This is a genomic window from Novilysobacter viscosus (assembly GCF_046600715.1).
GTDB lineage: Bacteria > Pseudomonadota > Gammaproteobacteria > Xanthomonadales > Xanthomonadaceae > Lysobacter_C > Lysobacter_C viscosus.
The window spans coordinates 105,204-117,600 of the sequence record NZ_JBJMAV010000005.1; the positions used below are offsets into that span (position 1 = coordinate 105,204).

Sequence of the window (12,397 nt, forward strand, 5' to 3'; positions counted from 1 at the left end):
GCGGTTCCAACCTGCCGATTGTCACTTTCGACGCCGTGCGGCTCCCCCGCATCACGCCCGGGCGCTCGCGATCACCGCCTGCAGCGCCTTGAGATGGCGGTCGACCGCCTTGCGTCCCGGCGTGGTCAGCCGGTACCAGGTAACGGGTTTGCGCTCCACGAAGTCGCGGCGCAGCGCGATGTAACCGGCATCCTCCAGCCGCCTGAGCTGCGAGCCGAGGTTGCCGTCGGTCAGTTGCAGCTGCTGCTTGAACGCGGCGAAGCTGATCTCGCCATGCCGCGCCAGCAGCACCCCGATCGCCAGGCGGACGCGGTGTTCGAGCTGCGGGTCCAGGGCGTCGAGCGGGTTGGCGCTGTCGGAGGTGGCCATGTCCGCGCTCAGGCGGGGTCGGTGGCGGCGGCGCGTTGGGCCGACCATCCGGCCCACGCCAGCGACAGGCCGATGGCCACGCCGGTCATCGTCCAGGTGTAGGGCAGGGCGAACACCGTCAGCACCGCAAAGGCTGCCAGCATGACCAGGCCGCTCCACAGCAGCGGCCTCTCCAGGTGCACGCCGGCCAGGGCGTACACCAGGCCCGCGACCAGCAGGAAGTTCGGCACCGCCTCGCTGAAGGGAATGCGTCCGACGATGCCCGGCAACGTGCACAGCAGGAAGCCCAGGCCGCCCACCAGCCAATGCAGGCCGTGGCGCCATCCGTCGGTGGTGTCGTTGATGCCGGTGCGGCGCGCATCGCGGGCGCCCAGCCACCAGCTCAGCAGGCCACCGCCGAAGCCGGCGACCAGCCAGTACGGCCCTGCGATGCGGGGCGCGAAGTCGGGCAGGGCGAAGCCGACCGGGACCAGCACCGCCCACAGGAAGTAGATCGCCGGCACGCCCAGCGGCTGGTCGTGCCGGCGCACGGCGGTGGCGACGTAATCGAGGTCCTGCTGGATGCGCTGGGTGGTCATGGCGGTTCTCCCGGGTGGTGGACTTGGTTGGCTGCACTGGCCGCCTGGTGCAGCGCAGCGGCCGGGCAAGAGTACTCTGAAATACAGAGTATGCAAGTGACCCGCTACCAATCCGGACCGCCCGTCAGTCGTTGGTCGCAGTTGCCACACGCGAGCGGGCACGGCCGGGCGGGGCGCCCCGGCCCGCCGTGCCGAGGACGGGTTGCATCGGTCCCGGGCTGCGCCGCGGTCGCTGCGCGCGCAGGCGCAACCGGCGCGGATCAGGCGCCGAAGCGCTCGCCCAGCATCGCGAAGGCCGACCGCAGCCCCTGCGCCTCGCCCCCGAACGGGTGGCCCGGTCGCTCGGCGTCGTTCCAGGAAAATACGTCAAGGTGTGCCCACGGCATGCCGGCCGGCACGAACCGCTCCAGGTACAGCGCGGCGCTGATCGAGCCGGCCATCTTCGATGGACCGCCGTTGGCCAGGTCGGCGATGTTGCTGGTCAGGTAGCGCAGGTAAGGACGCCACAGCGGCATCCGCCAGACCGGGTCGCGCTGGCTTGCGCCGGCGTCCAGCCATTGCTGGGCAAGCGCGTCGTCGTTGCAGTACAGGGCCGGCAGTTCCGGTCCCAGCGCGATGCGCGCCGCCCCGGTAAGGGTGGCGAAGTCGACGATCATGGCCGGTTGCAGTTCGCCTGCGTAGGTGAGTGCATCGCACAGCACCACCCGGCCCTCCGCGTCGGTGTTGTCGATCTCGATGCTCAGGCCCTGCCGGGTGTCGATGACGTCGCCCGGACGGAACGCATCCGGGCCCACCGCATTCTCGACCGCCGGCACCAGCAACGTGATGCGCAGCGGCAGCCTGCGCGCCATGATCCATTCGGCCAGCGCGATCGCGTGTGCCGCGCCGCCCATGTCCTTCTTCATCCAGCGCATCCCGTCGGCGGGCTTGAGGTCGAGGCCGCCGGTGTCGAAGCACACGCCCTTGCCGACGATGGCGACGTGCGGATGCCCCTCATCCCCCCAGGCCAGCGAGATCAAGCGGGGTGCGCGGTGGCTCGCCCGGCCGACCGCGTGGATCGCGGGGAAGTTCTTTTCCAGCAGGTCGTCGCCGCCGACCACATTGATCCGGGCGCCATGGCGTTGCGCGATTTCGCAGGCCACCTGCTCAAGCTGGTCCGGGCCCATGTGTTCGGTGGGCGTGTTGACCAGGTCGCGCACGCGCACGCATGCGGCCAGTGCATCCAGCGCGGCGGTATCGCCGGCGTCGATGGCCAGGCGGGCCGGCAGGCGCGGGGGCTTCTTGTATCGGTCGAAGCGGTACGCCCCCAGTCCCCAGCCCAGCTGCAGCGCCTGGCGCTGGTCGTCCTGCAGGTCACCGCCCACGGACCATGTGCCCGGTGGCAGCGACATCGGCACGTGACCGTAGCTGGCCGGGTCGAGCGGGTCGCCGATGCCGACCACCGCGCCGGCGATGCCGCCCTGGCCATCGGCCAGGGTCATCACCGTGCCGGGCGATGCGTCGAAACCCTGCGCCTTGACCCAACCGGCGACCACGGCCGGTTGCGCGTCGCGCCAGGCGGCCAGCGACGCCCGGTCCACCAGGTGCAGCGGCTGGGCGTCGCGCGCATCGGCGGCATCGGTGAAGCAGGCGGGCAAGGGGACGTCGGTCATGGTCGGTTCGTTTCCAGGGCATGCGCCGTGTCCAGCCAGTCGGCCAGGGCGGCAAGGGTGGGAAATTGCAGGTCGGGCTCGAGCTGGCGGTGGGGCCACTCGCGCGCCTCGCGGTTGATCCAGCAGCTGCGCAGGCCGGCGCGGTGGGCGCCGACCACGTCCATCTCCACGTCATCGCCCACGTGCAGCACCGTGCCGGGACTGCAGGACAGGCGCTCGCACGCGGCATGGAAGATGCTGGCGTCGGGCTTGGCCACGCCGTGTTCGCGTGCGCCCAACTGGAACTGGAACAGGTGCATCAGGCCGATGGTACGAAGGCATGCGTTGCCGTTGCTGAGGGCGGCCAGCGGCACCCTGCCGGCCATCCGCTGCAGCGCATCGACGCTGTCGGGGTAGTGCTCGACGTCGCAACGGGCGGCGAAGAAGGCCTCGAACGCGGCGTCCACCAGGGACGCATCGTCGCCGGCTTCCTCGAACATGTGCTGCAACGCCAGCCGGCGCAGCTGGGTGAAGTCGTGCGACATGTCGGGCCGCTCGCTGCCCATGCGTTCGCGCAGTTCGCGGGAGGCCGTTACCGGCCAGCGCCCGGCCGTTCGCGGGGCGTGTTCGCGCAACCACGCGGCCAGCGCATCCTCGGCGCGCACGATCACCGGCGCGATCGGCCAGATCGTGTCGTCGAGGTCCAGGGTGATCGCGTGGACGGGGAAACTCACCGGTCGATTCTAACGCCGCGCACACCGCCGGGACCCCACCCGCCTCATTCCATCAGGGTGGCCCAGCCTTCCACGCCTTCGATGCGTGACAGGATGATCTTCACGCACACCAGCAGCGGCACCGCGAGCAACAGCCCGACGATTCCCCACATCCAGCCGAACAGCAGCAGGGCCAGGATCAGGATCAGCGGCGAGATGCGCATCCGCCGGCCGAGGATGATGGGGGTGAAGATCTGCCCTTCCAGCGTGTGCAGCAGCAGGTAGATGCCCGCCGGCAGCAGCGACATCCACAGCTCGTCGAAGGCCACGAAGCCCATCACCAGCATCATCAGGATGCCGATCAGCGGACCCACGTACGGGGCGTAGTTGAGCAGGGTCGCCATCGTGCCCCACAGCAACGCTTCGGGCAGCGGGACCTTCAGCATGTACAGGATGCCGGCGAAGAGCATGCCGACGGTCACGTTGATCAGGCTGATGGTGAACACATAGCGCGACACCTCCACCTCGATCGAATGCATGATCTCCACGGTGACGCGCTTCTGCTGCCGGCTGGGCATCAGCGCGATCGCCTTTCGTTGCAGTTGTTCGCCATACACCATGAAGAACAGCGTCAGCAGCACCACCGCCAGCACCGATGCCAGCATTTTCGGGGTGGTGAACAGCGAGGCATACGGGTCGTCCACCTTGGTTCGTACCACCTGCACCGGCTGGCCCTTGTCGTCCCCGCTGGCGACGCGCGCGATGTCCTCGGCTGCGTTGCTGGCGTCGTCCATCGGCTTGGTCAGCTCGCGCAGCTTTGGCGCGATCTCGCCCATGGCACGCGGCGCTTGCCTGACCCACTCGGACGCTGGTTCGATCAACTGGTAGCCCAGGGCGCCCGCCACGGTGAGGCCGCCCAGAAGCACCAGCAGCGCGGCCAGGAAAGTGGGGATGTACAGGCGGCGCAGGGCGCGGATGATCGGGTTGCCCAGCAGCGACAGGAACATGGCCAGCAGGATGGGCAAGAGGATGGCTTGCGCGGCCCACATCGTGTAGCCGACCGCCAGTACCGCCAGCACCACCAGCGCGACGGGGGCGCGGGGGCGGGGTTTCCGCGCGGGGGCGGGCTCCGCTTTCTGGTCGTGGTCGTGGTCGTGGTCGAAGGCCGGCTCCCGCCCGGACGTGCCAGCCGGCGTGGTCACGGCATGTCACCCATTGCACCGGCACCCGGCGCCTGGGTGGCCGCCATGTCGGTGGCCGCATCGGCCGCGTCCTCGGCGTCGGCGGATGCCTGCTTGGCGTTCTGGCTGGCCAGCATGGTCGAGACCAGCGAGATCACCCGCAGGATGCTGGTGCCGTCGCCGCCGGCGCGGCGCCTGCGTCGCCCGGCCATGAAACCGGTGGCCAGGCCGGCGACGACGATCCGTCCCGGGGTCCAGGCCAGGCGCCAGGAGCGCTTCACCTGGCGCATGTCGGCGCTGTATTGGCGCTCGCGTGCTTCCAGTGCCATCTCGGCCTGCTCCACCTTGTGCAGCAGCTTGTCGAAACTCATCGGGGCGGTGTCCAGGTAGGGGCGATGGGGGGTGGGGCGGGAGAGGGAATGTGACCCGGGACCGATCAGGGCGGCGTCACGTCCACGCCGAGCTTGTCGTCCTTGAGCGGCCTGTCGCCGTTCTCTTCCTGCGACTCCTCGGCGACGTCCTTGGCCGAACGTGCGTCGCCCGCCCGCGGGCTGAAATCGGCAAGCTCCCCGATGCCCAGGCGCGCCAGCTGCCGCCGGGTCGCCTGCATCCGGGTGTGGTCGAAGTAGCGCATGGCCTGCCAGGCCGCGAACCAGGTGATGGCGATGCTCAGTGCAGAGGTCAGCAGCATGGATACCGACCACGGCAGGCCGGCCTCGCGGCTGAGGAAGACGATGAGTGCAGCCATCAGTAACAACCACGCGGTGGCGCCGAAGGCGATCGCCATGCCGGTGAACGCAAGGGTCCGGCCCATGGCGCTGCGCGCCAACGAGAAGTCCGCCGACACCAGCGTGCGCAGCGCGCGCGCTGCATCGCCCGCGGCGCCCAGGCTGGACCGGCCCGCCTCGCCCAGTTGTCGCAGGGACTCGAGGACGTCGGGCTGCGGCTGGTCCGGGTCGGGAGTCGAGGCCTGGCGCTCGGCGGCGTCGGCGACGTCTTCGGCCCGGTTGCGGGACTGCCGCCGCCGCGCGTCCTCGCCGGCATCCCGGGCCCGGATGCGCGCCTCTTCCTCGGCGTTCTCGCGGGCGTGCCGGTCGATGGCCTCGCGCGCAGCCGCCGACAGGCGGTCGGCGGGCGCGCTGTACTCGTCACCCGACGGCCCCATGCGCGGATCCAGGCGTGGATCGCGTGGGGTCACCGGGCGCCCTCGTCATGGTGCAGGGGCGGGCGCATGTCGCGGGACGGCAACAGCACTCAGCGGTCGCCGTTGCGGGCCAGCTTGGCGAGGATGAAGCCCGCGGCGAAGGCCACGCCGAACGATGCCAGCGGACGCTCGCGGACCAACTCGGCGGCCGAGTCGACCAGGTCCATGCCCTTCTCCATCAGCATGTCCACCTGCTCGCGCGCGGCGCCGCCGGCGCTCTCGGCCGCGGCGATGCCGGCCAGTGCGCTGTCGGCCAGGTCGGCCTTGATGGTCGCCTTGCCCAGCATGAGCTCGTCACCGGCCGCGCCGGCCGCACCCTTGATCGCGTGGCCGGCGTCGACCGCCGCCTGCTTGAGGTTGCTGCCGGCGTCACCGAGGTTGCTCTTCATTGCATCGGTCGAAGTGGGGGACATGGATGGATCTCCTGAAATTTCTGGGGTGGGGGTGGCGGTCGGCCCGCGGGGTCTCCGTGGGCGGCTACTGCATCTGCAGCACCCCTTGGCGACCGCCGCGCATGATGCGCAGCACCAACTGTGCGGGAGGCTGTGTGAAGCCTGCGCGGAAGCCGGGCAGGTCGTCGAAGCCGCCGGCGCTGGAGGCCACGATCACATCGTTGGCCATCAGCCCGCTGCGTGCCGCGGGGGAGCCTGCCGCCACCGCTTCCACCCACACCCCGGCCACGCGGCCGGACTGGCGCAGCCGTTCGGGCAGCTCGGCGATGGTCGCGCCGGCCAGGCGCGGGTCGATGGACGCCCCATCCACGCTGCGCGGTTGCTCGCGCAGCATGGTTGCCAGCGACAGCGGCTTGCCGTCGCGGCGGACCTCCAGCGTGATCGGGCTGCCCACCCGCTGCAGGCCCTCGAAGTTGCGCAGGGCGGCCGCGTCGTCGATGCGCTGGCCATTGGCCGAGAGGATTACGTCGCCACGCTTGATGCCGGCCTGCGCCGCTGCCGACCCTTCGTAGACGCGCGTGACCACCGCGCCGCGCGCTTCGCCCAGCGCCAGTGCCTGCGCCAGGCGGGCGTCGACCGTCTGCGTGTCCAGCCCCAGGGTGCCGCGCCGCACCTCGCCGGTGGCGACCAGCTGGGCCATGACCTCGCGCGCCAGGCTGGTGGGGATGGCGAAGCTCAGGCCGATGTTGCCGGCCATCGAGCCGCGCGGATTGAAGCTGGCGGTGTTGATCCCGACCAGTTGGCCGTTGAGGTTGACCAGTGCGCCGCCGGAGTTGCCCGGGTTGATCGAGGCGTCGGTCTGGATGAAGTTCTGGTAGCCCAGCCCGCGGATGCCCGAGCGCCCCACCGCCGAGACGATGCCGCTGGTGACCGTCTGGCTCAGCCCGAACGGGTTGCCCACCGCCACCACGAAGTCGCCCACCCGCAGTGCTTCGGAGTCGGCCAGCGGCAGCGCCTGCAGGTTGTCGGCCTCGATGCGCATCACCGCGATGTCGGTGTCGGGGTCGGAGCCGACGAACTCGGCCGGCAACGTGCGTCCATCGCTGAGCGTCACCGACACCTCGTCGGCGTTCTCGATCACGTGGTGGTTGGTCAGCAGGTAACCGTTGGCCGCGTCCACGATCACCCCCGAGCCCAGCGACTCGTTGATGCGCTCCTGCGGCACGTTGGGGAACAGGCGCCGGAACATCGGGTCGTTGGCGAACGGGTTGCGGATGCGCACCACCTGCTTGGTGTGCACGCTGACCACCGCCGGGGTGACCCGGGCCAGCATCGGCGCAAGCGACGGCATCGGCTGCCCGCCCACCGCGCCGGGCAGCGCGCCGGCGGTGGGCGCGGCGATGGCGGCGGGCGACGCGGCAGCCGGGGCGTGGAGCGCATCGCGCACGGCGGTGGCGGCAAATCCACCGAACGCCGCCGCCAGGGTGAGGGCGAGCAGGGTGCGGGTTGCAGGGGGCAGCGGGGTCTGGGACATGGGGGGCTCGTGGTCGGTTCGCGCGAATGGATCGGGGCACGGACGGCGTGCGCAGCGGCCAGGCTAAGGCTGCACAGGATATCGGCGGGCCGTTCAGTTTCGACCCCCCGGGGTAAATCGGCCATGAAAGACCGTCAGCGAGACGGCCTCCAGGGCAGGCCCGGCAGAGGCCGCGACGCCCTGGTCGGGTCGTCCATAGGGGCCACCAGCGTGCCCCGTTGGTCGGTGCATGTCGCCGCCCGGAGGTCATGCCCGCGCCCCGTGCCGGGGGTCAAAAAACGTTTGACAGCCCCGGGGGGCGGGCGTAGTTTGACCCCTCGCCTCGGACACTACATGTTGTGTCCATGGAACGGAAACGGCCCAACCTGAAGGGTTTTACCCGGGTTGCAAGGTTTCCGGGCGATGGCAGCCACCGAGCGCGCTGCCACCGGGGACGGGGTGCGGAACGGGGGCGGACAGGCCACAGGCGCAACGACGACACGACCGGCACGACGCGACGCACCCGCGGCGCGGGCAGGCCCTTCGCGCCGGCGGTGGCAGGAGCGTTGCCAGCAACACACAACCCGCAACACATACAACAAGAACACACCACCAGGAATCGGACCCGGCAGCCCCACGTGACCGGATCCCCAAGGGAGACAACACAAGCATGAGCACGGTGCGCCTCGAGGCGGTCAAGAAGGCAATGGACAGGGACATCGCGTTGCAGCCCGCGTCGATGGACATCTGGGACAAGAAGTACCGCCTGAAGACCAAGACCGGCGAGGCGGTGGACGCCGACATCGACGCCACCTACCGCCGCGTCGCCAAGGCGTTGTCCGGGGCCGAGTCCACCGCCGAGCTGCAGCAGTACTGGATGGAGCGCTTCACCTGGGCCCTGCGCCGCGGTGCGATCCCCGCCGGCCGCATCACGTCCAACGCCGGCGCGCTGGAGCACAAGCCTGCGACCTCCACGATCAACTGCACGGTGTCGGGCACCATCGAGGATTCGATGGACGGCATCCTGGACAAGGTCCACGAGGCCGGCCTGACGCTCAAGGCCGGCTGCGGCATCGGTTACGAATTCAGCACCCTGCGGCCGCGCGGCGCGTTCGTCGCCGGCGCCGGCGCGTATACCTCCGGCCCGATGTCCTTCATGGATATCTACGACAAGATGTGTTTCACCGTGTCCTCGGCCGGTGGCCGCCGCGGCGCTCAGATGGGCACCTTCGACGTCTCCCACCCGGACGTGAAGGACTTCATCCGCGCCAAGCGCGAGGACGGCCGCCTGCGCCAGTTCAACCTGTCACTGCTGATCACCGACGGCTTCATGGAAGCGGTGGCCAACGACAGCGACTGGCCGCTGGTGTTCCCGCTCAACATCAAGGAAAAGGGCGACGTCGACCTGGACGATGCCGGGCAGGTGGTGTGGCGCGAATGGCCGACCCACCGCAACTACGTCAGCCGCGAGGACGGCCTGGTCGCCTGCAGGGTCTACGGCCAGATCCGCGCCCGGCACCTGTGGGACATGATCATGGTCTCGACGTACGACTACGCCGAGCCGGGCTTCATCCTGATCGACCGCGTCAACGAGATGAACAACAACTGGTGGTGCGAGGCGATCCGCGCCACCAACCCGTGCGGCGAGCAGCCGCTGCCGCCCTACGGCGCCTGCCTGCTGGGCTCGGTCAACCTGACCAAGTTCGTGCGCAACCCCTTCACCGAACAGGCCACGTTCGACTGGGACGAGTACAAGGAAGTGGTGCGCGTGTTCACCCGCATGCTCGACAACGTGGTCGAGGTCAACGGCCTGCCGCTGCAGCAGCAGCGCGACGAGATCATTCGCAAGCGCCGCCATGGCATGGGCTTCCTCGGGCTGGGCAGCACCCTGACGATGATGCGCATGAAGTACGGCGAGGCCGCCTCGTGCGAGTTCACCGAGCGCATCGCCCGCGAGATGGCGATCGCCGGCTGGGAAACCGGGCTGGAGCTGGCCCGCGAAAAGGGCCCCGCGCCGATCATGGAAGAGGAGTTCGAGGTCACCGCCGAGATGCTGCGCAAGCGCCCGGAGATGAAGGCCGACGGCTGGAAGCTGGGCCAGGCGATCAAGGGCCGCGTGCTGCACGCCAAATACTCGCGCTACATGCAGCGCGTGGCCGAGGCCGCGCCGGAGCTTGCCGCCGAGCTGGCCGAAGTCGGGGCGCGCTTCACCCACCACAGCTCCATCGCCCCCACCGGCACCATCTCGCTGTCGCTGGCCAACAACGCCTCCAACGGCATCGAGCCGTCCTTCGCGCACCACTACAGCCGCAACGTGATCCGCGAAGGCAAGAAGTCCAAGGAAAAGGTCGACGTCTTCTCCTTCGAGCTGCTGGCCTACCGCGAGCTGGTCAACCCCAGGGCGATGCCGTACTCCGACGACGATGCCGCGCGCCTGCCGGACTACTTCATCAGCGCCGACGACATCACCCCCAAGGCGCACGTGGACGTGCAGGCCGCCGCGCAGAAGTGGGTCGACAGCTCGATCTCCAAGACCGCCAACGTCCCGACCGACTACCCGTACGAGGACTTCAAGGACATCTACACCTACGCCCACGCGCAGGGCCTGAAGGGCTGCACCACGTTCCGCTTCAACCCGGCCGCCTTCCAGGGCGTGCTGGTCAAGGAGGCGGACCTGGAGAACACCACCTACCGCTTCGAGCTCGAGGACGGCGCGGTGGTCGAGGTCAAGGGCAACGAACAGATCGAGTACGACGGCGAGATGCACACCGCCGCCAACCTGTTCGACGCGCTCAAAGAGGGCTACTACGGCAAGTTCTGACCGGTGCCGCCGCACGCGCGGCGCATCGCGGCGGGGGCGGCCGTACCGCCCCGCGCCGACCCCGGGCCGGGTCGGCGGACATCGAAACGGCCCGTGCGCCAAGGCTTGCAGGCGGTCGACGACAACGTCGGTTCACTGTGTTTTGCGCGCGCAGCAGGTATAGCATCGCTCCGTGGAACAACCTCCACTATTGCAACGCCACTTTTTACGCCCGTTAGGAGGGCTCATGAGCAACGGCAATGGAGTGACGGCGTCCCTGTCTCAGGCCGCCGAGAACGTCAAAGAAACCGCCATCAACGTGGGCGGCGTGATCGCCAGCACCGCCGAGGGCGCGCTCAAGTCGGCCCAGAAGACTGCAAAGAACGCACGCAAGTCCGCCAAGAAGGCGGTCGGCACCGCCAAGAAGAAGCTCGCCGCCGCCAGCGCCAATGCCAAGAAGGAAGCCGGCACGCTCAAGCGCAAGACCGCCGCCAAGAAGGCAGCCACCGCCAAGAAGGCGACGGCCAAGAAGGGCGCGGCCACCCGCAAGGCCACCACGGTGAAGAAGGCGACCAAGTCCGCGACCAAGAAGGCCGCGACCTCGGTGCGCAAGACCACCGCCAAGGCCGCCAGGAAGACGGCCGCGGCCAAGAAGACCGCCGTGCGCAAGACCGCTGGCAAGAAGGCCGCCGCCACCCGGGCCAAGAAGGCAGCGGTGCGCTCCACCGCCGCCAAGAAGGCCGCGGCCACCCGCGCGCGCACGTCGCCGGCCAAGAAGTCCGCGACCAGCAAGACGGCGACCCGCAAGACCGCAGGCAAGAAGGTCGCCAGCAAGAAGACCGCCAGCAAGAAGGTTGCCAGCAAGAAGGCCGTGAGCAAGAAGGCGCCTGCACGCAAGGTCGCCAGCAAGAAGGCCGCCCCGCGCAAGACCGTTGCCAAGGCACCGGTCCGCAAGGCCGCCGCCAAGCGACCGGCCGCACGCAAGTCCGCACGCAAGACGTCGTCCGCGACGCGCTGATCCGGCACCGCACCACCCGCCCTCCCCGTGACCCGGGGCGGGCGGCCCGGGCCCGGCCCGGCCGACACCACCCGCAGCACACCACGCACCACCGCACCAGGAGCAGGGCCGATGGCCGTCAAGATCGACCAGAAAATCAAGGGCTACAGCGTCGTCACCCCGGAAGAGCGTGCCAAGCAGGCCGCCGAGGCCGTCAGCCGCCAGGCCGCCGAAGCCGCCCAGCCCAAGGCCAACGTCATCCAGATGCACGAGAAGATCGAGCGCCCCGAGGTGCTGATCGGCTCCACCTACAAGATCAAGTCGCCGCTGTTCGAGCACGCGCTGTACGTGACCATCAACGACATCGTGCTCAACGCCGGCACCGAACACGAACACCGCCGCCCGTTCGAGATCTTCATCAACTCCAAGAACATGGACCACTTCCAGTGGATCGTGGCGCTGACGCGCATCATGAGCGCGGTGTTCCGCAAGGGCGGCGACGTGACCTTCGTGGTCGACGAGATGAAGGCCGTGTTCGACCCCAAGGGCGGCTACTTCAAGGCCGGCGGCGTGTACATGCCGTCCCTGGTCGCCGAGCTGGGCAGCATCGTCGAGGACCACCTCAAGTCGATCGGCATGATGCACGACCCGGAAATGAGCGATGCCCAGCGCGCGCTGATCGCCGAGAAGCGCGCCGCGTTCGCCGCGCTGGACTCAAAAAAAAACTCTGAAGTAGGCGTCCCCGCCGGCGACGACGCCAGCGGGGAGCTGTTCCCGGAGCCGAAGGTGCGCGGTGACGCGCGCCAGGAAGACGTGGAAGTCACCGGGGATGGCGGCGTCGCCTTCCCGCCCAGCGCGACCATGTGCCACAAGTGCAGTACGAAGGCCGTTGTGGTGATGGATGGGTGTGCTACTTGCTTGAATTGTGGGTATTCGAAGTGCGGGTGAGTTAGAAGTCTCGCCTTCACAGGGCAAGGGTCGCACGTCCGATCCCTGCGCCGCCCATCAATAAGACCCTT

General features: G+C 69.2%; 12 protein-coding genes. 3 read left to right on the plus strand and 9 right to left on the minus strand.

What is annotated here, in order from left to right; genetic code table 11:
• Positions 1-51 precede the first annotated feature (51 nt).
• The 9 genes from ACJQWL_RS09335 to ACJQWL_RS09375 form a co-directional block, all read right to left on the minus strand.
• Complete coding sequence (locus ACJQWL_RS09335) at positions 52-369, minus strand: winged helix-turn-helix domain-containing protein (protein ID WP_330969488.1); 318 nt, start codon at positions 367-369, stop codon at positions 52-54.
• An 8-nt stretch (positions 370-377) separates the two neighbouring features.
• Positions 378-947, minus strand: coding sequence for a hypothetical protein (locus tag ACJQWL_RS09340; protein ID WP_330969489.1), 570 nt, complete (start codon positions 945-947; stop codon positions 378-380).
• A 260-nt stretch (positions 948-1,207) separates the two neighbouring features.
• A complete protein-coding gene (locus ACJQWL_RS09345; protein ID WP_411300862.1) occupies positions 1,208-2,599 on the minus strand; it encodes a leucyl aminopeptidase family protein in 1,392 nt (463 codons plus the stop codon).
• Positions 2,596-3,312, minus strand: coding sequence for an HAD family hydrolase (locus ACJQWL_RS09350; RefSeq protein WP_330969492.1), 717 nt, complete (start codon positions 3,310-3,312; stop codon positions 2,596-2,598). Before ACJQWL_RS09350 ends, ACJQWL_RS09345 begins: the two co-directional genes overlap by 4 nt.
• A 44-nt stretch (positions 3,313-3,356) precedes the next feature.
• Positions 3,357-4,376: an AI-2E family transporter gene (locus ACJQWL_RS09355; RefSeq protein WP_330969500.1), complete on the minus strand. Its 1,020-nt coding sequence runs from the start codon at positions 4,374-4,376 to the stop codon at positions 3,357-3,359.
• A gap of 113 nt (positions 4,377-4,489) precedes the next feature.
• Positions 4,490-4,843 carry a hypothetical protein gene (locus ACJQWL_RS09360; RefSeq protein WP_330969493.1) on the minus strand — a complete coding sequence of 118 codons (354 nt, stop codon included), beginning with the start codon at positions 4,841-4,843 and terminating at the stop codon, positions 4,490-4,492.
• A 65-nt stretch (positions 4,844-4,908) separates the two neighbouring features.
• Complete coding sequence (locus ACJQWL_RS09365; RefSeq protein WP_411300863.1) at positions 4,909-5,670, minus strand: phage holin family protein; 762 nt, start codon at positions 5,668-5,670, stop codon at positions 4,909-4,911.
• Positions 5,671-5,726: 56 nt separating this feature from the next.
• A complete protein-coding gene (locus tag ACJQWL_RS09370; RefSeq protein ID WP_330969494.1) occupies positions 5,727-6,089 on the minus strand; it encodes a hypothetical protein in 363 nt (120 codons plus the stop codon).
• 64 nt (positions 6,090-6,153) lie between these two features.
• Positions 6,154-7,602, minus strand: a complete 1,449-nt coding sequence (locus tag ACJQWL_RS09375; protein WP_411300864.1) for a Do family serine endopeptidase — start codon at positions 7,600-7,602, stop codon at positions 6,154-6,156.
• Positions 7,603-8,251: 649 nt separating this feature from the next.
• Here ACJQWL_RS09375 and ACJQWL_RS09380 point away from each other — a divergent pair.
• The 3 genes from ACJQWL_RS09380 to ACJQWL_RS09390 all read left to right on the plus strand — a co-directional run bounded on the left by ACJQWL_RS09380 (position 8,252) and on the right by ACJQWL_RS09390 (position 12,326).
• Positions 8,252-10,402 (plus strand): adenosylcobalamin-dependent ribonucleoside-diphosphate reductase, encoded by a 2,151-nt coding sequence (locus tag ACJQWL_RS09380; protein WP_330969501.1) that lies wholly within the window; start codon positions 8,252-8,254, stop codon positions 10,400-10,402.
• Between the two features lie 226 nt (positions 10,403-10,628).
• On the plus strand, positions 10,629-11,399 hold the full coding sequence (locus ACJQWL_RS09385) for a histone (protein ID WP_330969502.1): 771 nt from the start codon (positions 10,629-10,631) through the stop codon (positions 11,397-11,399).
• A 111-nt stretch (positions 11,400-11,510) separates the two neighbouring features.
• Positions 11,511-12,326 (plus strand): TSCPD domain-containing protein, encoded by an 816-nt coding sequence (locus tag ACJQWL_RS09390; protein WP_330969503.1) that lies wholly within the window; start codon positions 11,511-11,513, stop codon positions 12,324-12,326.
• The last annotated feature ends 71 nt before the right edge of the window (positions 12,327-12,397 follow it).

Bases quoted from the DNA above. Each gene is read 5' to 3' on its own strand.
- ACJQWL_RS09335 (WP_330969488.1), bottom strand. From the start codon at position 369: ATGGCCACCTCCGACAGCGCCAACCCGCTCGACGCCCTGGACCCGCAG.
- ACJQWL_RS09370 (WP_330969494.1), bottom strand. From the start codon at position 6,089: ATGTCCCCCACTTCGACCGATGCAATGAAGAGCAACCTCGGTGACGCC.
- ACJQWL_RS09340 (WP_330969489.1), bottom strand. From the start codon at position 947: ATGACCACCCAGCGCATCCAGCAGGACCTCGATTACGTCGCCACCGCC.
- ACJQWL_RS09345 (WP_411300862.1), bottom strand. From the start codon at position 2,599: ATGACCGACGTCCCCTTGCCCGCCTGCTTCACCGATGCCGCCGATGCG.
- ACJQWL_RS09380 (WP_330969501.1), top strand. From the start codon at position 8,252: ATGAGCACGGTGCGCCTCGAGGCGGTCAAGAAGGCAATGGACAGGGAC.
- ACJQWL_RS09390 (WP_330969503.1), top strand. From the start codon at position 11,511: ATGGCCGTCAAGATCGACCAGAAAATCAAGGGCTACAGCGTCGTCACC.
- ACJQWL_RS09385 (WP_330969502.1), top strand. From the start codon at position 10,629: ATGAGCAACGGCAATGGAGTGACGGCGTCCCTGTCTCAGGCCGCCGAG.
- ACJQWL_RS09360 (WP_330969493.1), bottom strand. From the start codon at position 4,843: ATGAGTTTCGACAAGCTGCTGCACAAGGTGGAGCAGGCCGAGATGGCA.
- ACJQWL_RS09375 (WP_411300864.1), bottom strand. From the start codon at position 7,602: ATGTCCCAGACCCCGCTGCCCCCTGCAACCCGCACCCTGCTCGCCCTC.